The sequence below is a fragment of the Cryptosporangium minutisporangium genome, assembly GCF_039536245.1.
GTDB classification, from domain to species: domain Bacteria; phylum Actinomycetota; class Actinomycetes; order Mycobacteriales; family Cryptosporangiaceae; genus Cryptosporangium; species Cryptosporangium minutisporangium.
Genome location: NZ_BAAAYN010000017.1, coordinates 454,026 through 475,647 on the forward strand (window position 1 = coordinate 454,026; position 21,622 = coordinate 475,647).

At 69.4% G+C, this 21,622-nt stretch carries 25 protein-coding genes; 12 read left to right on the forward strand and 13 right to left on the reverse strand.

Annotated elements, in window-relative coordinates:
• Positions 1-25: 25 nt before the first annotated feature.
• Together ABEB28_RS13865 and ABEB28_RS13870 are read right to left on the reverse strand one after the other, a co-directional pair.
• Complete coding sequence (locus tag ABEB28_RS13865; RefSeq protein ID WP_345728460.1) at positions 26-454, reverse strand: MarR family winged helix-turn-helix transcriptional regulator; 429 nt, start codon at positions 452-454, stop codon at positions 26-28.
• 117 nt (positions 455-571) lie between these two features.
• The gene (locus ABEB28_RS13870) at positions 572-1,303 is read right to left on the reverse strand and encodes a GbsR/MarR family transcriptional regulator (protein WP_345728461.1); all 732 of its coding nucleotides are present in this window, start codon (positions 1,301-1,303) and stop codon (positions 572-574) included.
• A 222-nt stretch (positions 1,304-1,525) separates the two neighbouring features.
• Between ABEB28_RS13870 and ABEB28_RS13875 the strand changes: the two genes are divergently transcribed.
• Genes ABEB28_RS13875 through ABEB28_RS13885 form a run of 3 tightly spaced genes read left to right on the forward strand, consistent with a single transcriptional unit; the run spans position 1,526 to position 4,007 of the window.
• Entirely contained in the window at positions 1,526-2,188 is a 663-nt protein-coding gene (locus ABEB28_RS13875) for a DUF4097 family beta strand repeat-containing protein (protein WP_345728462.1), read from the forward strand.
• A gap of 11 nt (positions 2,189-2,199) precedes the next feature.
• On the forward strand, positions 2,200-3,237 hold the full coding sequence (locus tag ABEB28_RS13880; RefSeq protein ID WP_345728463.1) for an ATP-binding cassette domain-containing protein: 1,038 nt from the start codon (positions 2,200-2,202) through the stop codon (positions 3,235-3,237).
• Positions 3,234-4,007, forward strand: coding sequence for an ABC transporter permease (locus ABEB28_RS13885; protein WP_345728464.1), 774 nt, complete (start codon positions 3,234-3,236; stop codon positions 4,005-4,007). The genes ABEB28_RS13880 and ABEB28_RS13885 overlap by 4 nt, the downstream gene beginning before the upstream one ends.
• Before the next feature lie 84 nt (positions 4,008-4,091).
• On the opposite strand, the gene ABEB28_RS13890 is transcribed toward ABEB28_RS13885, so the two are convergent.
• On the reverse strand, positions 4,092-5,258 hold the full coding sequence (locus tag ABEB28_RS13890) for a hypothetical protein (RefSeq protein ID WP_345728465.1): 1,167 nt from the start codon (positions 5,256-5,258) through the stop codon (positions 4,092-4,094).
• Positions 5,259-5,309: 51 nt separating this feature from the next.
• Here ABEB28_RS13890 and ABEB28_RS13895 point away from each other — a divergent pair, with 51 nt between their 5' ends.
• Complete coding sequence (locus ABEB28_RS13895; protein WP_345728466.1) at positions 5,310-6,074, forward strand: hypothetical protein; 765 nt, start codon at positions 5,310-5,312, stop codon at positions 6,072-6,074.
• On the opposite strand, the gene ABEB28_RS13900 is transcribed toward ABEB28_RS13895, so the two are convergent.
• A complete protein-coding gene (locus ABEB28_RS13900) occupies positions 6,065-7,138 on the reverse strand; it encodes an alpha/beta fold hydrolase (protein ID WP_345728467.1) in 1,074 nt (357 codons plus the stop codon). The two genes, ABEB28_RS13895 and ABEB28_RS13900, sit on opposite strands and share 10 nt — an antisense overlap.
• A gap of 82 nt (positions 7,139-7,220) precedes the next feature.
• Here ABEB28_RS13900 and ABEB28_RS13905 point away from each other — a divergent pair, with 82 nt between their 5' ends.
• Positions 7,221-7,847, forward strand: a complete 627-nt coding sequence (locus ABEB28_RS13905) for a TetR/AcrR family transcriptional regulator (protein WP_345728468.1) — start codon at positions 7,221-7,223, stop codon at positions 7,845-7,847.
• On the opposite strand, the gene ABEB28_RS13910 is transcribed toward ABEB28_RS13905, so the two are convergent.
• The gene (locus ABEB28_RS13910) at positions 7,838-8,575 is read right to left on the reverse strand and encodes a sulfite exporter TauE/SafE family protein (protein ID WP_345728469.1); all 738 of its coding nucleotides are present in this window, start codon (positions 8,573-8,575) and stop codon (positions 7,838-7,840) included. The two genes, ABEB28_RS13905 and ABEB28_RS13910, sit on opposite strands and share 10 nt — an antisense overlap.
• Positions 8,572-9,138, reverse strand: coding sequence for a helix-turn-helix domain-containing protein (locus ABEB28_RS13915; protein WP_345728470.1), 567 nt, complete (start codon positions 9,136-9,138; stop codon positions 8,572-8,574). The genes ABEB28_RS13910 and ABEB28_RS13915 overlap by 4 nt, the downstream gene beginning before the upstream one ends.
• A gap of 68 nt (positions 9,139-9,206) precedes the next feature.
• On the opposite strand from ABEB28_RS13915, the gene ABEB28_RS13920 reads away from it, so the two are divergent.
• The 3 genes from ABEB28_RS13920 to ABEB28_RS13930 all read left to right on the forward strand — a co-directional run bounded on the left by ABEB28_RS13920 (position 9,207) and on the right by ABEB28_RS13930 (position 12,091).
• Positions 9,207-10,058 carry an AzlC family ABC transporter permease gene (locus tag ABEB28_RS13920; RefSeq protein WP_345728471.1) on the forward strand — a complete coding sequence of 284 codons (852 nt, stop codon included), beginning with the start codon at positions 9,207-9,209 and terminating at the stop codon, positions 10,056-10,058.
• A complete protein-coding gene (locus ABEB28_RS13925; protein WP_345728472.1) occupies positions 10,055-10,378 on the forward strand; it encodes an AzlD domain-containing protein in 324 nt (107 codons plus the stop codon). The genes ABEB28_RS13920 and ABEB28_RS13925 overlap by 4 nt, the downstream gene beginning before the upstream one ends.
• Positions 10,379-10,873: 495 nt before the next feature.
• A complete protein-coding gene (locus tag ABEB28_RS13930; RefSeq protein ID WP_345728473.1) occupies positions 10,874-12,091 on the forward strand; it encodes a CynX/NimT family MFS transporter in 1,218 nt (405 codons plus the stop codon).
• 25 nt (positions 12,092-12,116) lie between these two features.
• On the opposite strand, the gene ABEB28_RS13935 is transcribed toward ABEB28_RS13930, so the two are convergent.
• Both ABEB28_RS13935 and ABEB28_RS13940 read right to left on the reverse strand, forming a co-directional pair.
• Entirely contained in the window at positions 12,117-12,977 is an 861-nt protein-coding gene (locus ABEB28_RS13935; RefSeq protein WP_345728474.1) for a helix-turn-helix domain-containing protein, read from the reverse strand.
• Positions 12,978-13,063: 86 nt separating this feature from the next.
• Positions 13,064-14,305, reverse strand: a complete 1,242-nt coding sequence (locus ABEB28_RS13940) for a S1 family peptidase (protein ID WP_345728475.1) — start codon at positions 14,303-14,305, stop codon at positions 13,064-13,066.
• Between the two features lie 256 nt (positions 14,306-14,561).
• On the opposite strand from ABEB28_RS13940, the gene ABEB28_RS13945 reads away from it, so the two are divergent.
• Positions 14,562-14,927: a nuclear transport factor 2 family protein gene (locus ABEB28_RS13945; protein ID WP_345728476.1), complete on the forward strand. Its 366-nt coding sequence runs from the start codon at positions 14,562-14,564 to the stop codon at positions 14,925-14,927.
• Here the strand turns inward: ABEB28_RS13945 and ABEB28_RS13950 are convergent.
• From ABEB28_RS13950 to ABEB28_RS13960, 3 genes are all read right to left on the reverse strand, one after another.
• On the reverse strand, positions 14,894-15,343 hold the full coding sequence (locus tag ABEB28_RS13950; protein WP_345728477.1) for a hypothetical protein: 450 nt from the start codon (positions 15,341-15,343) through the stop codon (positions 14,894-14,896). The two genes, ABEB28_RS13945 and ABEB28_RS13950, sit on opposite strands and share 34 nt — an antisense overlap.
• A gap of 57 nt (positions 15,344-15,400) precedes the next feature.
• Positions 15,401-15,898: a hypothetical protein gene (locus ABEB28_RS13955; RefSeq protein WP_345728478.1), complete on the reverse strand. Its 498-nt coding sequence runs from the start codon at positions 15,896-15,898 to the stop codon at positions 15,401-15,403.
• Positions 15,899-16,119: 221 nt separating this feature from the next.
• Positions 16,120-17,217: an XRE family transcriptional regulator gene (locus tag ABEB28_RS13960; RefSeq protein WP_345728479.1), complete on the reverse strand. Its 1,098-nt coding sequence runs from the start codon at positions 17,215-17,217 to the stop codon at positions 16,120-16,122.
• Between the two features lie 415 nt (positions 17,218-17,632).
• Here ABEB28_RS13960 and ABEB28_RS13965 point away from each other — a divergent pair, with 415 nt between their 5' ends.
• On the forward strand, positions 17,633-18,052 hold the full coding sequence (locus ABEB28_RS13965) for a hypothetical protein (RefSeq protein WP_345728480.1): 420 nt from the start codon (positions 17,633-17,635) through the stop codon (positions 18,050-18,052).
• Positions 18,053-18,120: 68 nt separating this feature from the next.
• On the opposite strand, the gene ABEB28_RS13970 is transcribed toward ABEB28_RS13965, so the two are convergent.
• Both ABEB28_RS13970 and ABEB28_RS13975 read right to left on the reverse strand, forming a co-directional pair.
• Complete coding sequence (locus ABEB28_RS13970; RefSeq protein WP_345728481.1) at positions 18,121-18,372, reverse strand: hypothetical protein; 252 nt, start codon at positions 18,370-18,372, stop codon at positions 18,121-18,123.
• A gap of 268 nt (positions 18,373-18,640) precedes the next feature.
• The gene (locus ABEB28_RS13975) at positions 18,641-19,186 is read right to left on the reverse strand and encodes a cysteine hydrolase family protein (RefSeq protein ID WP_345728482.1); all 546 of its coding nucleotides are present in this window, start codon (positions 19,184-19,186) and stop codon (positions 18,641-18,643) included.
• Positions 19,187-19,407: 221 nt separating this feature from the next.
• On the opposite strand from ABEB28_RS13975, the gene ABEB28_RS13980 reads away from it, so the two are divergent.
• Entirely contained in the window at positions 19,408-20,022 is a 615-nt protein-coding gene (locus tag ABEB28_RS13980) for a DUF6230 family protein (RefSeq protein WP_345728483.1), read from the forward strand.
• Positions 20,023-20,099: 77 nt separating this feature from the next.
• Positions 20,100-21,560, forward strand: coding sequence for a DUF6114 domain-containing protein (locus ABEB28_RS13985; RefSeq protein WP_345728645.1), 1,461 nt, complete (start codon positions 20,100-20,102; stop codon positions 21,558-21,560).
• The last annotated feature ends 62 nt before the right edge of the window (positions 21,561-21,622 follow it).

Consider the following 21,622-nt stretch of genomic DNA (forward strand, 5'->3'; position numbering starts at 1 on the left):
GGCGACGGTGTCGGGTGGCGAGGGCTCAGGAGCCAGCCAGCACCACGTTGGCCCGGTCGAGGACGACACCCAGGACGCGCCCCGCGACGGCCAGGTCCTCGGCTGGCAGGTCGCCCCACAGGCCCTGGGTGATCGGGCCGATCGCAGCGCGGATCTGCGTCCAGCGCGCTTGCCCGTCGTCGGTGACCTGGATGCGGCCGTCGCTGTCCTCCCACACGAAGCCGGCGGCGATCAGCTCGGCGAGGCGTTCGGCCACCGACACTTCGCTGAATTGGGTGGCGCCGCTGACCCGGCGGATGAGCTGGGACCGGTCGATGGCCCCGCCGCTGGCCACGGTCAAGGTGAGGGTCACCCACTGGGGTTCGGTGATGCCGGTTCCAGCGAGTTGACGGTCCAGGATCGCGTTGAGCGCCTTCTCGGTCTGGCCGATGAGCGCGGGACCAAAGGTCGTCATGACTGTCTCCGCATTCGTTGATGGAATGAACGTTAGTACTACTAACGTTAGTATCACTAACGAAGTTACCTCCGTTGGTCGGCCTAACGCAACTCGGCCCGCAACTGGGCGCGGACGTCAGTCGTCGGAGTCCTGGACGGCAGGCTTCGCGTGCAGCACCTCACGGGCCTGCTCTGCGGCGCGTTCGGTGTTCTCGCTGACGTAGTCCATGAAGCGGGCGATGTTCTCGAGGCGGACGGCGGCGGGGGTCCCCGCACCCAGGACGCTGACGCCCTGCCGAGAAGCCTCCGCGACCTGCGCGAGGGCCCGGGCGCTGGCGACCGTCGACTGGTACCAGACGTCGTCGTCGACGATGTACCGCTCGCGGCGGCGTTCATCGCGCTCCCGGCGGACGAGCGCCTGACTTTCCAGGAACGCGATCGCCTTGGAGATGGTCGCCGGGCTGACCTGGAGACGCTGGACGAGCTCGGAGGCGGTGAGGCTGCCGGCGTCGGTGGTGTAGAGGCTGACCATCACTCGGGCCATCATCTTCGGCAGGCCCGATTGCATGAAGATCGTGGTGAGCACCTCTTCGTACTCGCGCACGGCCTCCGGGTCGCGCCCGGAGGGCTGCGAGGGCGCCTGCGGATCCCGCGGCGCGGCTTGCCTGCGTTGGTGAGTGCGGCGTTCGGTGGCACGGTGCGCCAGGTCGGCGCGGTAGCCGGTCGGGCCGCCGTTCCGCATCACCTCACGCGTGATCGTCGACGTGGGACGGTCGAGACGCCTGGCGATCTCCGCGTAGGCGAGGCCGTCGGCCAACCCCAGCGCGATCTGCTGGCGGTCCTGCTGGGTGAGCCTGCCTCCCGGCATCGCACGCTCCTTCACTCTCTCCTGTTGCCTCAAGAGTAGCGTTCACCTTCACTCTATTGCAACGGATACTCGCGGTCGTTGCATTAATTCGCAAGCTCGTTGCAACGATTTCTACACCCTGAGCTGCTGCAATGCCGATAGAGAGCAACGAACTTGTTGCTTGGATTGGAAATGCAACGTAGCTTTTGCGGTGTCGGAAACAACGCCCCACAGGAGCTAACGATGACGAACTTCGCTACCCCCGCCCCGATCACCGCGGTCCTGGAAATCCCCGCCGGACGCGTCCAGTTCATCGCCGCCGACCGGGCCGACACCACGGTCGAGGTCCGGCCCGCCGACGCCGCGAAGAGCCGCGACGTGCGGCTGGCCGAGCAGACCACCGTCGAGTACAGCGACGGCGTCCTGCGGATCGCCACCCCGGCGACGAACCAGCTCTTCGGCCCCTCCGGTTCCCTCGAGGTGACCGTCCAGCTGCCCGCCGGTTCCCGGGTCGAGGCCAAGGCGGCCAGCGCCGAGTTCCGGGCCGTGGGACGCCTCGGTGACGTCGCCTTCGACGGCGCGCACGGCACGCTCAAGATCGACGAGGCCGCCAGCGCACGCCTCACCGCGCTCGACGGCAACGTCGAGGTCGGCCGGCTGGGCGGCCCCGCGGAGATCAGCACCGCACGCGGCGACATCCGGGTCGCCGAAGCCGTCCGCGGCACGGTCGTGCTCCGCACCCAGATGGGCAACATCTCGGTCAACGCCGCGGCGGGCGCCTCCGCCTCCCTGGACGCCGGAACCGGCTACGGCCGCGTCACCAACTCCCTCAAGAACGACGGCGCCGCCGAGCTCGACATCCGCGCCACCACCTCCCACGGCGACATCGTCGCCCGCAGCCTCTGAAGGGAAGGGCCATGACCCGCCTTGCCATCGCAGCTGAAGGGCTGCGCAAGTCCTACGGCGACAAGATCGTGCTCGACGGCATCGACCTGACCGTCCCCGAAGGAACGATCTTCTCCCTGCTCGGCCCGAACGGTGCCGGCAAGACGACCACCGTCCAGATCCTGTCCACCCTGATCCCGGCCGACGGCGGCACCGTCCAGGTAGCGGGCCACGACCTGGCCCGCAAGCCGGACGACGTGCGCGGCGCGATCGGCGTCACCGGCCAGTACTCGGCCGTCGACAAGCTGCTCACCGGCGAGGAGAACCTGCTCCTCATGGCGGACCTCAAGTTACTGTCCCGCAGCGACGGCAAGCGCAAGGCCGCCGAACTGCTCGACCGCTTCGATCTGGTCGAGGCGGCGCGCAAGCCGGCCGGAACCTACTCCGGCGGCATGCGACGCCGGCTCGACCTGGCGATGACGCTGGTCGGCGACCCCCGGCTGATCTTCCTGGACGAGCCCACCACCGGCCTCGACCCGCGTAGCCGCCGCTCGATGTGGCAGATCGTCCGGGAGCTCGTCGCGAGCGGCGTCACGATCTTCCTCACCACCCAGTACCTGGAAGAAGCCGACCAGCTCGCCGACCGGATCGCCCTGCTCGACCACGGACAGCTGATCGCCGAAGGCACCGCCGAAGAGCTCAAGCGACGCATCCCCGGCGGTCACATCCAGCTCACGTTCGCCGACACGCACCTGCTCGACCACGGACAGCTGATCGCCGAAGGCACCGCCGAAGAGCTCAAGCGACGCATCCCCGGCGGTCACATCCAGCTCACGTTCGCCGACACGCACCTGCTCGACGCGGCCCGTCAGCTCGTCGGCACCGGCGTCGCCGACCCCGAGACGCTCACCCTGCAGGTCCCGAGCGACGGCGGTGTCCGCGCCGTCCGGGAACTGCTCGCCCGCCTGGACGAACGCTCGATCGACGTCGAGGACATGAGCGTCCACCGCCCCGATCTCGACGACGTCTTCCTCACCCTCACCGGCAAGCAGAAGGAGAACGCCCGATGAGCACCATCGCCCTCGCCACGCGCAACTCGTCCACCATGGTCCGGCGCCAGCTCAAGCGCCTGCTCCGCTACCCGTCCATGACCGTGCAGCTGGTCATCACGCCCGTCATCATCCTGCTGCTCTTCGTCTACGTCCTCGGTGGCACGCTCGGCGACGGACTCGGCGGCGGCCGTGACACCTACGTCAACTACGTCGTTCCCGGCATCCTGCTGATAACAGCCGCCATGGCCGCGACCGGCACCGCCGTGATGGTCGCCACCGATATGACCGAAGGCATCGTCGCCCGCTTCCGCACCATGCGGATCTCCCGGTCCTCGGTCCTCACCGGACACGTCGTCGGCAGCGTCCTCCAGCAACTCCTGAGCATGGCCGTCCTGCTCGGCATCGCCTTCGCCATCGGCTTCCGCCCGAACGCGAGCGCTGTCGAGTGGCTGGCCGTCGCCGGACTGCTCACCCTGTTCGCCCTGGCCATCACCTGGCTGTCGGTCGCCCTCGGCCTGAAGTCCCCGACCCCCGAGGCCGCCGGCAACGCCCCGATGCCCCTGATCCTGCTGCCCTTCCTCGGCAGCGGCTTCGTCCCCACCGACTCCATGCCCACCGCCCTCCGCTGGTTCGCCGAGTACCAGCCCTTCACCCCCATCATGGAGACCCTCCGCGGCCTCGTCCTCGGCACACCGATCGGCAGCAGCGCGACCATCGCCATCGCCTGGTGCATCGGCCTCGCCGCGGTCGGCTACCTCTGGGCCAAGAAGACCTTCAACAAGGCCTGACCATGAAGCGGCCGAACAGGGCCGTCAGACCTCCGGGTCTGACGGCCCTGAGCCTTTTGTGCGTCGCGCGGTGCTCCGACGCCGCTACGCCGCCACGAGCCTTCTGGGCGAGTTCTCGTCGTTCCCGTCGCCGACGATCGCCAGCAAACCCCGACCTACCGCCGCCAGATCCCGCACCTGGCCGGTGGGCGCCGTCGCCGACCGCCACGTCCCCTCGGCACCGCTCCACCGGCCGAACACCGAAGCGTTCGCCGTTCCGTACGCGACCACCCCACCGTCGGACACCGCGGCCACCTGCGCCCACGTCGCGTTCCGAGCCTCGGGAAGAGACGGCAACTCGCGGACCCGACCGTCCGCGCCCACCTGCCACGCCGTGACGCCCGCACCGGGAGCACGCGTCGCGACCAGACACGTCCGGCCCGAGCAGGACAGATCCAACGGGTACGCGACCGGCGCCCGACCCAACCGAATCGCCCGCCACGACGCCATCCCCGGCTCCGCCGCCATCTCCGGCTCCCCCAGCATCCCCGGCTCCCCCAGCCAGACCGTGGGCACGAGACCGGGCTTGCCGCTCCCGAGCGGCACCGAGTGCCCGAGGACCACCGGACGGTCACCGAGTGTGCCCAGCCCCGTGGCCAAGTGCTGTTCCCGGGCCGTGCTGCGCAGGCCGGTACCGGCCGGGGTCCGGATCCACCGACTGCCGGACGAGCGCCAGAGCGCCGGGCCGGCCCGATCGTCCTCCTGCTCCCAGTTGCCGAGCAGCAGCGGACGCCCTGGCAGCGCGGACAGTGCGACCAGGCCGAGGCTGTCCGGCCCACCGAAGGTTTCGAACGTCTGCGGTAGATCGTCGACGCCGCGCGTCACGCTGCCGGACCAGATCGTCCAGCGGGGATTACCGTGCGCGCCGCCCGCACGCTGCCCCAGCAGCGTGACCGCGTCACCGGCCAGGGAGCCGGCCACCAGGTCGGCACTGAACGAGTACGCCGACCGCGGGCGCAGGACGAGCGGTGTCGCCGTCCGGCCACGAACGACCCAGGCGGCCGGCGTGTAACCATCCCGCCCGTGCCGCTCCCCCGCGACCAGCACGGCGTCGCCGTCGTGCGCGAGCGTCCGGGGCAGCACCACCCCGGCCGACAGCGGAACCGGCGCCCAGACGAGACTCTCCGGCGCCGGGGGCGCCGGAGACGGCTCCGCGGTGCACGCCGCCCCCACCACGAGGAGCGTTACGAGCACCGCGGTCAGCCGGAACACCCGTCCACTCTTAGCACGGCGGGAGTTGACGCCACGCACCACAGTGTTCGCGTGAACCGGGCATCAATACGCACGCTCCTCGCTGGCGGTCTCCTGAGCGCAACGCTGGTCACCACCGCGTGCAGCAGCAGTCCGGATCCCTCCCCCGGCGTCTCGGAACGCTCGCGCCCGACGCCCTCCCCCACGCCCTCCCCGACGCAGGAGCAGACCGACCTCGTCTCCGCACTACGGCGTACGAGTGCCGCGCCGTACCGGTTCCGACTGCGGGCGGCATTGCCCGAGAACGAGAGCGTCCAGGGAACCGGGGCCTTCGACGGCGGCGCGGGGAAGTTCACCTCCACGACGACGCTGACCAGTCCGAAGCACCCGTCGTCGACCGAGCGCATCGTGCTCGACGCGGACTACTACCAGCGGGAGCCGGGCAGGCCCTGGGTGCATCTCGACCTCGGCCGAGTCAAGAAGGACAGTCCGTACCACTTCGATCGGCTCGACCCCATCGGCCTTGCGAAATTTGCCGGGGCGATCACCTACGTGACGCGAACGAATCCGACCACCTACACCGGCCGCTTCCGCCCGGACAGCGGCGATGATCCGTTCCTCCCGATCGGGGCTCCCAGCCTGTGGGCGGTCGGTCTACCCGTCTCTCCGTTCACGCTCACCGTCGACGATCGGGGCCGAGTGACGTCGATCAGCGTCGAGCTCACTCCGGCCGACAGCCCGACGCTGACCATGACGACCACGCTGAGCGCGCACGGCGAACCGCTGAACCTGTCCGCACCGGACGCGCAGGAAGCCGACGAGACCTACTACGACTGAGTTTCGGCGAAGAACCGGGTGATGTCCGCAGCCAGCACGTCCGACGCCTGGTGCGCCGCGTAGTGACCGCCCGGCCCGGAGTACGCGTTCCAGCTGACGATGTTCGCGTGCTCCCGATCGGCGAACCGCCGCACCGACTGGAAGTCACCTTCGAACATCGCCAGCCCGGTCGGCACCGTGGTGGGGCCCGAAGGAGTCACGCCGGCATGGGCGTCCTCGTAGTACAGCCGCATCGCCGACCCGGACGTCCCGGTCAGCCAGTACAGCGCGACGTTCGCGACCACGAACTCGTCGTCGAGCGACTCGTCGAACAGCTGCCCGTTCCAGGCCAGTAACCCAACCGGCGAGTCGGCCAGCGCGAATGCCAGAGTCTGCGGCTGCTGGCTGTGCAGCTGGTTGAACGACATCTTGTTCTCGTAGAACCACTGCAGGTGCGCCAGCGCCGCCTGGTCGGCCTCGCTGAGGTTCTGGAACTCGGACGGATCGCCGGACGGGAACGCGAACAGCTGAGTCACGTGGACGCCGATCACCCGCTCCGGGAACTCGCGCCCGATCTCCGGCGAGACCAGCGCGCCGGCGTCGTTGCCCACCGCGCCGAAACGCTCGTACCCCAGCTCGGCCATGAGCGTCGCCCAGGCGCGAGCGATCCGCCACCGGTTCCATCCCGGGCTCCGCGTCGGGCCGGAGAAGCCGAAGCCGGGCAGCGACGGGATCACCAGGTGGAAGTCGGACAGCTTCGGGATCAGCTCAAAAAACTCCAGGACCGAGCCCGGCCAGCCGTGGGTGAGCACCAGCGCGGTCGCGTCCGGACGCTCGGACCGCACGTGCAGGAAGTGGATCTCTTCGCCGTCGATCTCGGCGACGAACTGCGGGTAGGCGTTCAGCCGGTCCTCGACCGCGCGCCAGTCGAACTTCTCGAGCCAGTACCGCTGGAGTGCACGAACGCGCTCGCCGGAGACGCCGTAGTCGCCCGGCAACTCCGACGGCCAGTTCGCCCGGCGCAGGCGAGCCGACAGCTCGTCCAGCTGGTTCTGCGATACCTCGACGCGGAACGGACGGATCATCTCGACTCCCTAGAACGGAATGCTTTGTTCCGTTCCAACGATAGCAGAGCGGAACGATCTGTTCCACTGTTAGGATCAGCTGGTGTCCACCGAAAATCTCTCCGGGCGGAAGAAGCAGGCCGCCCGCAACGACGCGGTGATCCTCGACGCCGCTCGCGCCGTCTTCCTCGACGATCCCAAGGCCCCGATCGCAGCGGTCGCCGAGCGGGCCGGCGTCGGCATCAGTGCGCTGTACCGCCGCTACGCGAACAAAGAGGATCTGCTCCGTCGCCTCTGCCACGACGGTCTGCGGCTATTCATCGCCGAGGCCGAGCGCGCCGACGAAGAGCCCGACGACTGGCAGGCATTGACGACGTTCCTCGCGGCGATCGTCGACGCGGACGTCCACTCGCTCACCGTCCACCTCGCCGGGCTGTTCGTCCCGACCCCGGAGATGGGCGCCGACGCACAGCGCGCGAGCGAGCTCTCGCGCCACCTGTTCGAGCGGGCCCGCACGGCGAACGCGGTACGTCCGGACGCGGTGCCGGACGACCTGGGCCTGCTACTGGAGGGGTGCGCCGCGATCCGGTTCCCGGACCCCGACCGCACGCGGGAACTCCGTCGCCGGTACCTCGCGCTCCAACTCGACGGCCTCGCGGCCCACCGCACCGCGCTGCCCGGTCCGCCACCCGAGGGCGCCGATTTTCGCTGGCGCTGGGTTCAGCGGTAGGCGTCCAGCCCCAGATAGACGGCGAGCCCGACACCGGCCACTGCGATGACCGCGCGCAACGCGTCCGCCGGAGAATGCCGCACCACGACGGGGCCGAGCCGGCCGCCGACGAAAAACCCCACGGCCAGCGGCAACGCCGCTGACCAGACCACTGGGCCGAATGCCACGAACCCGAGCGCCGCGATTCCGTTCGCGGCCCCGAGCACCACGTTGCGGTAGGCGCCGGCGCGGGCCAGGGTGCCGGTGCCGATCGCGAGCAGCACCGCCAGCATGAGCACGCCCGCGGCCGCGCCGAAGTACCCGCCGTAGATCCCGATCAGGAAGATCGCCAGCAGCGTCGGCCAGCCCGGCCGCTTCTCCGGCGCCCGCACCTCCCCGGGGCGACGGACCAGAATCGCGATCGATGCCAGCCCGATCAAGAGCGGGACGATCTTCTCGAACGCATCCGACGGGGTCCAGAGCAGCAGCGCGCCACCGACCGCCCCGCCCAGCGTGCTGACCCCGGCCAGTTCCAGCGCACGCCGCCAATGCCCGTGCAACTCCGGCCGAGAACCGAGCACCGCGCCGAAGCTGTTGAACAGCAGCGCGACCGTGTTCGTGACGTTCGCGCTCACCGGCGGTAGCCCGGCCGCGAGCAGCGCGGGGTAGCTGACCAGCGACGCGAGCCCGGCGATCGTGCCGGCCAAGCCCGCGCCGAAGCCGGCGAGCAACAGGAGAGCGAACGTCATACGTTCTCGGACAGCAGCACTGCCCGCGTCTCCGCATCCAAGGCCTCGAACACGTGCGCGACGTCCCCGGGGTACTTCACGTAGTCACCGGGCCGCAGTTCGACCGGATCGTCGCTCAGCCCGACCAGGGCCCTTCCGGTGCAGATCACCACGTGCTCCACCGTTCCCGGCAAGTGCGGATCCGACGCCCGCGCGCGCCCCGGCTCGGCAGAGATCAGGTAGATGTCCCGGCGCGCGTTCGGCGGACAGGACGCCAGCAGCGTCGCGATGTACTCCGCGTGTTCGGAGTAGATCGTCGGCCCCTCCCCGGCCCGGATGACCTGGACCTTCGGGATCGCGGGCTCGACGAGTCGTGAGAACGGTACGTCGAGCGCGACGCTGAGCGCCCAGAGCGTCTCGACGGACGGGTTGCCGGTGCCGGACTCGAGTTGCGACAGCGTCGACTTCGCGATCCCCGCCTGTTTTGCCACCTCGCTCAGGGAGAGGCGGGCCCGCGCTCGCTCGCGCCGTAGCGAGGCCGCGATCACGTCCAGCGGGGCACCCCGCCGCGGATTCTCGGTCACTGGGTTCGCTCCATCGGTCTATCCGTTCGTCTTGACGAACGCCGCCTGTGGGTTCAGCATATCTTCCTATGCGTTCGCTATACCGAACACTCGGTCCAGAGCTGACCCGCAGCATCGCCCTGGTGTGCCTCGCCGACGCGCTCGTCGGGGCGTCGTACGGTGCGATCTCGGTCAGCTCCGGATTTCCGCTGTGGCTTCCGATGCTGCTCTCCGTCGTCGTCTTCGCCGGCGCAGCGCAGTTCCTGTTCATCGGGTTGCTCGCCGGCGGCGGCAGTCCGTTGGCCGCTGTCGCGGCCGGTCTGCTGGTCAATGCGAGACACCTCCCGTTCGGCTTCGCCATCGCCGAGGTTTTTGATCGACGCCGTCCGGCGAACCACCGCAGGACGGTCGAGGAGCACGCACCATCGGACAGCCGCGAGCCGCGCAATTGGTTCCGGCAGCTCCTCGGGTCACACCTGATGACGGACGAGACCGTGGCGTTCGCGCTGGCGCAGGAGGACTCTCGCCGGCGGCGTGCCGCGTACTGGGCGAGCGGTGTCGCGCTGTTCGTCTGCTGGAACGTCTCGGTGGTGCTCGGCGGGCTGGCCGGCGGCGCGATCCGCGACACCGACGCGCTCGGGCTCGACGCCGCCTTCCCCGCCGTGCTGCTGGCGTTGGTGCTGCCGTCGCTGACCGAGCCGGCGACTCGCTGGGCCGCGCTGATCGGCGTAGTGATCGCGCTGGGCACCACGCCGCTGCTCCCGGCCGGGGCGCCGGTGTTGCTGGCGCTGCTCGGCGTCGCGGTGGTCGCGCTGTTCCGCCGGTTGCGCGCCGCGACTCCCACCAAGGAAGCACCGCCCTCCGCCCCACCGGGCGACTCCGCCGCGGCGTCGCACCACGAGTCGGCGGAGTACGTGCGGGGCGAGCGGAGGAAGTCATGAGTAGTTCGATGACCTTGTTGGTGGCGGTGTTCGTGCTGGGCGTCGGGACCTTCGCGTTCCGCGTGGCCGGGCCACTGCTGCGCGAGCGGCTCACGCTCTCGTCCCGCATCGAGTCGCTGATGGCGCAGCTCGCCGTGGTGCTGCTGGTCGCGCTGATCGCGACGTCGGCGACGCTGGAGGGTGACGGGTTCGCCGGGGTAGCCCGCCCGGCGGGAGTTCTGGTCGGGGGCGTACTGGCGTGGCGGAAGGCGCCGTTCGTCCTGGTGGTCGTCGCGGCCGCCGCCACCGCCGCCGGCCTCCGCCTCCTCGGCGTCCCCTGATCCACGCCGCCCCGACACTGGGCGCCGGCACGAGTCCCGAACCCGCAAAGTGCGGGTGACAGATGTCGGCGGGAATTGGTTGTCGCCGTCTCGGGGTGCTCGCGAGATGGTTGCTGCGCTTCCAGTGCCATGGCACTCGAAGTGCAGCAACCACCGCCCGCACCACCCGGAAAGCGCGACAACCACCCCTCACATCACCCGCAAACGGCGACAACCACTCCACGCACCGGCCCGAGCACGCGACAACCACCCCCGCACCGCGCCGAAACGGCGACAACCACCTCGTGCGCCGCCCCCGAGAGCGCGACAACCATCAGCTGGCGCCGCCCCGACGGCTGGCTGTGCCGAGCAGCCGACCACCTAGGTGGCCGCGGCCGGTTGGTGCTGGCGGTCCTACCAGCCGGGCTCGGGCAATTCGCGGTGGCCTCGCGGGCATGTGTGGCTGGACCACTGGGAAAGCGGGGAAGATCGCAGCGAACCGCCGAGGAGCACCCCGTGACCCCTGACCGCCGACGGACGCTCGTCCTCGGTGTGGCCATCGCACTGGTCGCGGCCAACCTCCGACCCGCCCTCGCGAGCGTCGGCCCAGTGCTCTCCGACATCCGGGCCGATCTCGGCCTCTCCGGTACCGGCGCATCGCTCCTCACCGCGCTCCCGATCGTCTGCCTCGGTGCGGTCGCCGCCGCCGCACCGGTCCTGTCCAGGCGCTGGGGCAGCGAACGGGTGATCGCGCTCGTCACGGCCGTGATCGCGGTCGCGCTGGTGCTCCGGGTGACCGATGGCCAGTTCGCGCTCTTCGTCGGCTCGATCGTCGCGGCCGGCGCGATCGCCATCGCCAACGTCCTGATCCCCGCGTTGATCAAGCGGGACTTCCCCGGCCACACCGGCACGATGACCGGCGTCTACACGATGGCACTGTCCGGCGCTGCCGCGGTCGCCGCCGGGGTGACCGTCCCGCTGAGCGAGGCGAGCGACCACGGATGGCGCGGCGGCCTGGCGTTCTGGGCGATCCCGGCGCTGGTCGCGTTCGTGGTCTGGTCAGCGCTGGTCTGGCTGCCCGGTCGGCGGAACTTCACCGCCGCACCACCGCACTCCGCCCAGGGATCCCTGCTGCGGGACCCACTCGCCTGGCAGATCACGATCTTCTTCGGCCTGCAATCGCTCTCGTTCTACAGCGTCCTCTCCTGGCTCCCCTCGATCTACCGCGACGCCGGCTACGACCCGGCCACCGCCGGCCTCCTGCTCTCGATCTCCGCGCTCGTCCAGATCCCGGTGACGCTGGTTTTCCCGCCGTTCGCCGCCCGCGCCACCGACCAGCGTTGGTACACGCTCGCCTGCACGCTGGCCACGGGTCTCGGCCTGGCCGGGATCCTGCTGGCCCCGACGGCCGCGCCGTACCTCTGGGTGGTCGTGCTCGGCATCGGGCAGGGCGGTTCGTTCGGCGTCGGCCTGCTGCTGTTCTCGCTGCGCACCCGCACGACGGCGGTGACCGCACGCCTCTCCGCACAGGCGCAGACCGTCGGTTATCTGGTCGCCGCCGCAGGACCCCTTCTCGTCGGCGCGGTGCACGACGTCACCGACTCCTGGACGGGCCCGGTCGCACTGCTGATCGCGCTGCTGGTGCCGCAGGGGTTCTTCGGTCTGTTGGCCGGTGCGCGCCGGTTCGTCGGTCCGGCACCCGACCCTCGGGCCTCCGAACCGCAGCCGCGCTGAACGCCTTCGTCGAGGGCGAACGACCTCAGCGATCGCCGGTCGGGAAGAGTTGACTCGTGAGGCCGGGCGCGTCCCGGAGAAAACTCGCGGTGTCCGCGTCGGCCGGGTAGAACGCCTCGATCGCCAACTCGGAGACCGTGACGTCGAGCGGCGTGCCGAAGACCGAGGTGAGGCTGAGGAACGACAGCTCGCGGTCGTCGTGCCGGTACCGCAGCGGCACGACGACGTCGTGGGGCTCCGGTACCGGGTCCACCGCTCGGTCCGAACCGGGGTACTCGGTGAGCTCCTCGTGGAGCGAGGCCAGGTACCGGTCGGCCGTCTGCGCTGCCTGTCGCGCCAGCCGGGAGAGCAGATGTGCACGCCATTCGCCGAGGTTGACGATACGCGGCGCCATGCCGTCCGGATGCAGGCTCAGCCGTAGCACGTTGACCGGCGGCCTGAGCAGCTCGGGATCCACGTCGGCGGTGAAGAACCTCAGCCCGCTGTTGGCGTCGACCAGCCGCCAGCGATGATCGACCACCACCGCCGGGTGGGGCTCGTGCCCGGCCATCACCTGCCGCAGCGCCCTCCGCACGGCGTCCAGCGAAGGATCGTCGAGACCGTGGTGAGGGTAGGCGGGGGCGTAGCCGCCGGCGAGCAGCAGCTCGTTGCGTTCGCGCAACGGCACGTCGAGCTGCTCGGAGAGGCGCAGGATCATCTCGCTGGTCGGTCTCGACCGACCGGTCTCGATGAAGCTCAGGTGCCGGGCCGACACCTCGGCCTGCAGCGAGAGGTCGAGCTGCGTGAGCCGACGCCGCTCGCGCCAGGCGCGCAACATCTCCCCCACCGGGGACTGCGCTCGCGATCCCGCGCGGCCGACCGGGCGCTCGCGAGGTTCCGCCGTCATGACAGGAAGCCTACGACCCTCCGTCCGACGCCCGATGGCGGACCGTGGCAACGGTCCACCACCGGGCGTGCGGTGTCAGCGGCCCGTCACTGGATGAGCTGGAGCCCGGTCTCCTGGAGGACCTCGTCGATCGGCTGGAAGAACGAGACGAACCCGAGCTGGTTGCAGCCGCCGTTCGAGCCACCGGAGACGATGCCCTGCGCCTGGTCACCCGCGAACAGCGCGCCGCCGCTGTCACCGGGCTGGGTGCAGAGGTTGGTCTGGGTCAGCCCACGGACCGTGCCCTCGGGGTAGACCACGGTGGTGTTGTAGGCCTGCACCACACCGCAGGTCGTGCCGGTCGTCGAGCCGGTCTTGCAGACGGCCGAGCCGACCGGCACCAGCGTCGCGCCGGTGATCGGCTGGAGCTGGTTCTGGTTGATGACCGCGGGCTGCGGATCGAGCGACTCGGGGTCCTCCACCGGGATCGTGCCGTAGTCGCTACCCGGGAACTCGACCACGTCGGACTGCCCGATCACCTGCTGACCGTCGGTCCAGGTGTCGACCGCGGCCGTGCAGTGCCCGGCCGTGATCACGACCGCGTTCTGGCCGTCCGTGGCGTTGAACGCCGAGCTGCACCGCCCGCTACCGGCTGCGTTGAGGATCGCCTGCCCGCCGAAGAACGCCTGGGTGGTGAACGACGCGGTGGTGCGTTGCACGCGGACCGTGTCGCCGTAACCGGCCAGCTTCTGCAGCCAGGCGTCCGCGCGCGGGTCGGCCGCGGCATCGTCGGAGACCTGCACCGTCACCGAGTTGTTCGCAGCGTCGATCGCCCACGACGTGCCGGGGATGCGACCGAGGGTGTCCAGCTGCGTCTGTACTTTCTGGAGCTCCGGAAGGCTGTGGCTGACCATCCTCGCGGTGGCTCCGGCGTCCTCGACGGCATCCGCGGCGGCCTGGTCGGTGACGTTGACCATCAGCTCACCCGTGGTGCGGCTCAGCCAGGTGCCTGCGGTACGGCTGCCCAGCGCGCTCTGCAACGTCACCGCGGTCCGGGTCCGGCCGTCCAGCTGCTCCAAGCGGGCCTCGGCTTCCTCTTCGGACAGTCCGAGTTCGGCGGCCAGGGCCTCGACCGCCAGGCGCTTGATCGCGGGCGAGTACGCGGAGGGGCCGGTGTCCGCGGAGCTCGCCGTCTCCGCCCTGGGCTTCGCCGTGTCGTCCGCTCCGGCCGTCGGTGCCGTAGCCAGGAACGCGGCTAACGCAGCCGCGACGGCTCCGGCCAGGACGGACGTGATCGTGGCTGTCCGTCGGCTGGCCCCAGGGGCGCGTCGGTGACGCGGAGTGTGCATCCGGGCTCCTCGGTCTCGGCTTACGACCGACCCTGCGACCGTTTTTCCGTTTAGTTCGTTATCGCAGCATCGGTAGTGATGCGACCAACACGGTTCACCGTCGCGAATGGTTCAGCCTGGATTCGCCGCAATTAGGACGCCGCAGAGCGGCCATCTAGCCGCTGAGCTGCCCGATTACCTCCCACGTAATCGACGCAATCTCGATGCACGGCGAGGATTCTCGCATCGGACCACCCGTCACGAAGGAGTACGAGCCGTGAGCGACATCGAACAGTTCGTCACCCGCTACCTCGCCGCCTGGAACGAGACCGACCCGGCGCGGCGTCGGGCCGAGATCGACGCCGTCTGGGCCGATGACGCTCTGTACATCGACCCGCTCGTCGTCGCCCGCGGCCGCGAAGAGATCGACGCGACCATCGGCGCGGTCCAAGCCCAGTTTCCCGGCTTCGTGTTCCGGCTAGCCGGTCCGGTGGACGCCCACCACCAGCAGGCCCGCTTCCAGTGGGAGCTGGGCCCGGCCGGCGGTGAGGCCCTCGTCGTCGGGTTCGACGTCGCGGTGCTCGCCGAGGACGGCCGGATCGGCCAGGTCTACGGCTTCCTGGACAAGGTCCCGGCGGCCTGAGCCAGCCGGACCGCTGGCCGGTGTCGTACGTTCCGGTGACCCAACGCCCGGGCCCGCCGAAACGTACGGCGCCTTCCTCCCGTCGCGGCCTCTACACCGACGATGGCAGGCCGGGGCGCCGCTCCGGCCGATCGCCGCTCGAGCCGTTCAGCCCACCGCTCGAGGTCGCGACGCCAAGCCCGCACGTAGGCCGCGCAGTCGTCCGCCCGCAGGGCACCACGGGCGCGCTCGGCCGCGTCCAACGCGGCCAGCATTCGTCGACGCTTGCCGGCCGGGATTCGGCCGTGCAGGACCCGGTGCCGGACCTCGATGAGGAAACACCGCCGCCGCTCCAGTGCGGCGCGCCAGTACCCGACGTCCGATGCCGTGATGTCGCGGCCGTCGTCGAGCAACCAGTAGAGGCCTTCGGCAATCACGTCTCCGAACTCTTCGCGCTCCGCCCGTAGAGCGGTGGCGAACGGATCGTAAGAACGCTACACGGCACGACCAACCGTGGCGACGGCGCCCGCGGCTACCTCGTCCAGGATGAACAGCCAGTCCTCGTTGTAGATGTCGGGGAAGAACGAGGTGATCCGCTGCGGGTCGACGAGGAGAGCTCCGGCGCCGATGAAACCGTCCTGCGCACCGCCCGCCAACCGGTGGGCATGGCACACGACGGAGTGGTCCGGGAACTGGCCGACGGGCAGGCCGACGGTCGTGAACCCCTGGTCGAGCCCACCCGTTGCCCGACGGACGTCCCCGCGGTCCGGTACAGCGACGTCGTCGTCGAGGAAGAGCAGTCGCCGGACGCCGGACGCCCTCGCCAGGAGCAGCGCCAGGTTGCGCTTCCGGCTCACGTCGCTGCGGCGAGAACTGAGCCGGTGGCTGATCGAGTCGGCCTCGAAGCGCAGGTCGTGCTCGAAACACGGCTGCTCGGCCGACGTGTCGACCGCGGTCAGCCGACCGGGGAGGTGCCCGCGGTAGCGGTCCACGACCGAGCCGGCTGTACACCGGCCACTCGCGAGTACCAGCAGCTCGGAGCCCAGATACTGAGTGAGGCGTACGGCTCGCCGTAGGTCGGCCACGCGTCGGCACGACGGCACGACGACCAACTCGACCGGGTCAGCGCTTTCGATGGGGCGGACCGCACCGAGGAGCGGACGATGCGACCCGTGGTGATGGCTGCTCGAACCGGCCCTGCGCGCGGTCCGGATCAACGATGGCCCCGGGACCATTCGAAGAGCCTGGTTTCCTTGTGGGACCAGTCCGGCGTGACCGTGTTTCCCGCGAATACCGGCACTCGTACGAGCAGGCAGAATTCCTCCGCCGTGGCGAACCGGACCCGTAGGTAGTCCTCGCTCTGATCGCGGTACCAGGCATCGGTCAGCGCCATCACCACGCCGAGCGTTCCCCGCCCGTACATGGCGTTGCAAATGGTGAGGGTCCGGCGTCGGTTCAACGGGCTCGGCCCGCGGTAGAACAGCGCGACGTCCTCGTAGAGCACCGTGTCCGCTCCGGAGCCCTCCACTCGGGGAGCGAATCGGCGAGGCTGCTCCCCGTCGTCGACCTCGAAATATCCGTCGACCGCCCGGTCTGCACCGGAGATCTGTCGCACCGGAAGGTTCAGACGGCCGAGCAAGTCACGGGTCACCGAGTTCCAGTCGATACCGCCCAGCAGGATCAGATGACTGGCGGAGTCGTCCTGGAGCATGCCAGAAGCGGTGCGGAATCGGATCCGGGTGTTCTGCGGGTTCGCGGCCCGGAGATGGCCGTAGAGCTCCACCATCGCGTCGAGGTCCGCATACCGGTAGAGCTCGACGTAGTCCGGGCTCGACTTCTGCGCGTACTCGAAATGGCCGAGTTTCCGCTCCGGCATTTCGCTGGCGACGATCGTAACGGGTTGCCCGTCCTCGAAGCGCCAGGTGCCCCGGCCGAACGGATGCGCGAACGGCGGCGTGTCGGGGAGTTCCTCCTCCCGCAATTTCAACAGTTCACGTTCGAGTACGATCAATCGCTCTCGCTCGTGTTCGTTCAGTTCTTCTTCGTCGAGGAGTCGTCCGGTTCGAATCGCCCGATCCGTGGCGAACAGCCGCGCATAGGCACGGAGCCGGACTTCCGGCGGTAGAACGGGATCGCGGGTCCGCTCCCAGGACGAGATCAAGGGCGCGCTGAGCGGCCGGTCGCCGCCGAGCAACTGGCCGACCTGCGCCTGGCTCAGCTTCTGGCCGGCCAGGCCCTCCGTACGGAGTGCTCGTAATCGGTACGCGAGTCGACCTACGGCCCGAGACGGCTCCTCGCTTCCCACTGACATCTCTTCAGTTTTGTTCAGGTGAAGGCTTCAGGCCAGAGTTTCGCCGGATCAGCGGAGCCTTTCCGGACCCATCCCCATCAGGACGACCCGGGGTCGACAGCAGGAGCGAGCGCTCTCCGACCGCAGAGGACCCTCGGTTCACCGAACCCCCCACGCCTCCCACTTATGGTGCCCACTATAAAAGTCGCCCGAATTCACTCGCGCTCACCGTATCCAAGTCCGACTGATAGGGGGGCGATTAATTTCCCTCGCGCGCTACCGAACTTCACTTATTGGCGCACCGATTATGGAAGACCGACTTGTTGCCTTAACCCAGAAATCATTTCTACGCTGATCCGCATCGGCCACCTCCCAAACGATTGGGCTGATGACTCGGAAATCATTTTCGCGCCCGTTCCCGGAAAGGTTCAGCGAGATGCCTGCGACAACTATCACTGAGTTCTTCGACCTCGACCTCGCGATCGGACTCGCGCACGGCGTCGCGGGTTGGCTCCTCATCGTCTTCGCGTTTCTGATAATCGCCACCGCCGGCCCACGTCGTCGGGCACGAGCCGTCGCGGTTCTGTTCGCTGCCGCGATCGTCCTCACCGTGCTGTCCGGATGCAGTGGCGATTCTTCGACCGCGCCGCCGGAGAGTTCGGTGAACCTGTTACCGGTAGTCGTGGGGCTGGGCCTGCTCGGGTTGGGCGTCGGCACGACGATGGCCGTGGTCGCAGTCCGCCTGCTCCACGCGGCGGTCGAGGCGATCGGCCAGGCAGTCTCGATGCTGATCCGCGGCGCCGCGCTCGTGGGTGGGTCGATCGCGGCCGTGATGGCGTTGGGAATGCTCTGGTGACGAGCCCGAAGAGGCCACTGGGCCGCGCCGCATCGTGCAGCGCGGCCCAGAGGCATGGATCGGACGATTCAGCCGCGGCGGCGGACCGCGTAGCGGCTGCGGTCGTGGACGAGGGTCCGACCGCGACCCCGCACTACCGGGCTCGGCGCAGGGTCGGTGACCCGGCGACCACGGGCGGCTGCCCGGCGCTCGGCCCGGCTCGGCCGGGCCGTCGACTCCGGCACGGCCGCACCCTCGGCGGCCGCGTTCGCCAACACGGGCAAGGCCGGCGCCGGGACGGTCAGGGGCGCCTGCTCGGGGGAAGTGGACTGTGCGCGCATAGGGGAACCTCCAGCTCGTGACGCCGCGAGTGGGCGGCAGGACAAGCTCGGCCGAGGTCACATGAGGGCCGCACGAGCGGCGCAGGAGACGATCAGCTGAGCAGAGGACAGAAGAAGAGAGCGCAGAGAACCGGGCTCTCCGGGGAATGAGGAAGGCGCTACCGCGGCAACGTCACGCGGCGATTGCGGCGCCTTCGGCCCCGCTGGGGTGCTTGTCAGCTGATCACGGGACGAACGTTAACTCGCCCCGTCCGAGGACGCGACCTATTTATTCGGCACGGAACGCGATGCTGTTCGCGGCACAGATACGTGCACCCATGTTGAGCTCCATCATCTTGAGCGCCGCGCGGGCTAGCTCCTCGTGGATGTGCGCGACCGCGTCCTCCGGGATCACGACCTCGTGGTGCCGGATGTGCGCGTCCAGCGCGGAGTAGAGCACGCACTGCTCGGTGACCTGCCCGGCCAGCACCAGCCGCGTGACGTCGAGCTGTCCGAGCAGGTACTCCAGCGGCGTCTGGAAGAAGATCGAGTGGCGGGCCTTGACCACGAACATGGTCTCCTCGGCCGGCTGCAGCGGCTCCACCAGGTGCGGCGCCTTGCCGTCGATCGCCGCTTGGTAGATCGAGTCACGGTTCGACGTCCAGGAACCGAAGTTGTCGTTCACGTAGATCACCGGGGAGTCCTGCGCGGACGCCCGCTCGACGAGGCGGGCGATCGCGGGCACGGCCGCCTCAGCCGAAGGCAGCAGCTGGTCGGCATCCGGGTGGTCGTACGGGGTGATCATGTCGATCACGATCAGCGCGGTGGTGGACACGGACGAGGACTATCCGGGATCGCCGCGACTATGCATGTCGCCCGCAGCGCGCCACCAGCGCCGAGGTTCCGTCCGCGGATGAGCGCCGGACCCTCGGGCTTCCTCAACCCGCGACGAACATTTTTCGGACACTGGTGTTCTTACTCCCCAGTAAACTACGGTGACCTTGCCATCGGTCGATGACACAAAAAAGCCTGACCACGCCGAACCGGGAGAGAGCCATGCCCAGGGCCAAACACGCACCTCGCTCGGTCAGCGGCGTCCGGTGGAAGCGGTTCACGCTGCTGGTCGCGCCTGCGGCGATCGGCGCGGGTGTCATCGTCGGGCTCACCGGTGAAGGCGCGCTCGCCGCGTCGTTCGCGGTGTCCGGACAGAACTACAAGATCTCCGCCGACAAGCTCACCGCGGACGGCATGGTGCTCTACGGCGACGTGGACGAGTCCCTGGACGGCACCAAGCGTCCGGTCGGCACGGCGGGCTTCAAAGAGGCGACGCTCGAGAACCTGTGCTTGTCCACGGTGGTACCGACGCCGGCGGGCGACATGACGATCCGGCTGACCGCCGGTGGTGAGGGCACTCCGGTCGAGGCGACGAACATGATCGCCGACATCGACCAGCTCTCCGGCGACGCCGAGTTCAACAACATCCAGATCGGCGTCGACGCGTCCAAGCAGACGAAGGGCCCGGTCAGCGGCCCGGCCGGAATCGGCGCGCTGCAACTGGATTCCGCGACGATCACCGAGCCGAAGCTGCGGGCCTGGGCGGTGGCGTCCGGCACCTTCAAATTGACCGATCTGAAGATCGACGTCAGCTTCGGCAAGAAGGAATGTTACTGACCGCACTCTTTTCGACCGGCGGCCACGGAGGTCGCTTGCCCTTGGGGATGCTCGGAGGTTGAAAAGTGTTGAGGGAAGTGTCGCGACGAGCGCGTTTTCGCCGATGGCGACACGAAAGGCCGTTCTGGGGATCGGTACTCACGCTGCTGTTCGCGGCGGAGCTCTACGCGGCGACAGCTGCGCCGATGGGGCTGATCGTCCTGGAGGGCGCCACCGTCCTCGGGACGATGGTGCTGTCCGCGGTGCTGGTCGTGCTCGGCGGGGCCACGCTCGCGCAACCGCTGCTGCGGACGATCACCGGGCCGATCGTCGTCCTGCTGGCGCTGGTATCGCTTCTGGTCTCGAACTTCGGTGGATTCCTCATCGGAATGCTGCTCGGCGTCGTCGGTGGCGGGATGGTCTTCGCCTGGTCGCCGACGAAGAACGCTGATGCCGCCGCACCGCCGGTCGAGGAGGCGCCCGGTGACACGGTCGACGCAGAGGCCGACACCGAGATGCTGGCGCTCGCGCCGCCCACCGACGACGAGACGCCGACCGGCGCTCTCCTCCTGCCCGACAGCGCGGACCGACCCGCCGACCCCGACTCGCTGAGCCCGGGTGGTGAGGAGGCCACGGACTCCGACGCGCTGGCGGCGCAGCAGTGGCGGCGTATACCCGGCGGGACCGCCGCCGAGGCCTCGACCGAGCCGCCGACCCCGCCGCGCCGGTCGGGACGGCATCGGCCGTTGCTCTCGGTGCTGGTCTGGCTCGTGCCGGCGCTCGCGGTCGCGGTGATCGTCACCGCCACCGGAGCACCAGCGGTCGCCGACACTCCGAGCGGCGCACCGCGCGAGTTGCCGTGCCTGATCCCGTTCCTCTGCCCGGAGCCGACGCCGACCCCCACGCCGCCCGACGTGCCGTCGCCCGCACCGACGCCGGGCCCGTCGTCCGCGCCGCTCTTCCCCGACCTGCTGCCGAAGCCGGGACCGAGCGCGTCCGCCACCCCGACGCCGGGCGCGACGTGCGCACCCGAGGACTACCCGACCGGCGACGGGACACCGGTCGGCGACGCCGCCGCGCTGGCCGCACGGATCTTGCAGGCCTGCGCCAAGGCCGGCACCCCCAATGCGGGCACCGCCGACGAGGTCTCCGCGGTCGGGATCGAGCCGAGCGTGCTCCGAGCGGACCGCCTGACGCTGGACGACCTCACTTACCGCGGCACGGTGAAGCTCACGACCGCCACCGGCTCGACCACCGTGATGGAGTTCGCCGCGACGAAGCTGACGATCGTCGGCATGGATCTGCAGGTGCCGTTCAACGCCCGCACGATCACCCTGGCGGGCTCTTCAAGTGCGACGATCAGCGGAAACGTAAAGCTCTACGCGGCCGATCTGAGCGGTAAGGCGCTCGATCTATTACCGCTGAAGTTCACGCCGAACCCGCCGCCGCTGCTGCCGCAGATCGCGCTGCCGAGCCTCTTTTTCACCGGCGTGACATCCCACGTCGCCCTGGTGAGCGCCGACACGATCAAAACGTCGATCAACATCACCGTCAAGTAAGGCGCCGCAGGCGCAGCTCGCTTGTCGTTCTCACGTTGAGCGCTCTGAGGGCGGGGCTCACA

Excerpts from the sequence above, each read along its gene's own strand:
- ABEB28_RS13865 (WP_345728460.1), bottom strand. The coding sequence starts at position 454 with ATGACGACCTTTGGTCCCGCGCTCATCGGCCAGACCGAGAAGGCGCTC.
- ABEB28_RS13870 (WP_345728461.1), bottom strand. The coding sequence starts at position 1,303 with ATGCCGGGAGGCAGGCTCACCCAGCAGGACCGCCAGCAGATCGCGCTG.
- ABEB28_RS13875 (WP_345728462.1), top strand. The coding sequence starts at position 1,526 with ATGACGAACTTCGCTACCCCCGCCCCGATCACCGCGGTCCTGGAAATC.
- ABEB28_RS13880 (WP_345728463.1), top strand. The coding sequence starts at position 2,200 with ATGACCCGCCTTGCCATCGCAGCTGAAGGGCTGCGCAAGTCCTACGGC.
- ABEB28_RS13885 (WP_345728464.1), top strand. The coding sequence starts at position 3,234 with ATGAGCACCATCGCCCTCGCCACGCGCAACTCGTCCACCATGGTCCGG.
- ABEB28_RS13900 (WP_345728467.1), bottom strand. The coding sequence starts at position 7,138 with ATGATCCGTCCGTTCCGCGTCGAGGTATCGCAGAACCAGCTGGACGAG.
- ABEB28_RS13910 (WP_345728469.1), bottom strand. The coding sequence starts at position 8,575 with ATGACGTTCGCTCTCCTGTTGCTCGCCGGCTTCGGCGCGGGCTTGGCC.
- ABEB28_RS13920 (WP_345728471.1), top strand. The coding sequence starts at position 9,207 with ATGCGTTCGCTATACCGAACACTCGGTCCAGAGCTGACCCGCAGCATC.
- ABEB28_RS13925 (WP_345728472.1), top strand. The coding sequence starts at position 10,055 with ATGAGTAGTTCGATGACCTTGTTGGTGGCGGTGTTCGTGCTGGGCGTC.
- ABEB28_RS13935 (WP_345728474.1), bottom strand. The coding sequence starts at position 12,977 with ATGACGGCGGAACCTCGCGAGCGCCCGGTCGGCCGCGCGGGATCGCGA.
- ABEB28_RS13940 (WP_345728475.1), bottom strand. The coding sequence starts at position 14,305 with ATGCACACTCCGCGTCACCGACGCGCCCCTGGGGCCAGCCGACGGACA.
- ABEB28_RS13960 (WP_345728479.1), bottom strand. The coding sequence starts at position 17,217 with ATGTCAGTGGGAAGCGAGGAGCCGTCTCGGGCCGTAGGTCGACTCGCG.
- ABEB28_RS13965 (WP_345728480.1), top strand. The coding sequence starts at position 17,633 with ATGCCTGCGACAACTATCACTGAGTTCTTCGACCTCGACCTCGCGATC.
- ABEB28_RS13970 (WP_345728481.1), bottom strand. The coding sequence starts at position 18,372 with ATGCGCGCACAGTCCACTTCCCCCGAGCAGGCGCCCCTGACCGTCCCG.
- ABEB28_RS13980 (WP_345728483.1), top strand. The coding sequence starts at position 19,408 with ATGCCCAGGGCCAAACACGCACCTCGCTCGGTCAGCGGCGTCCGGTGG.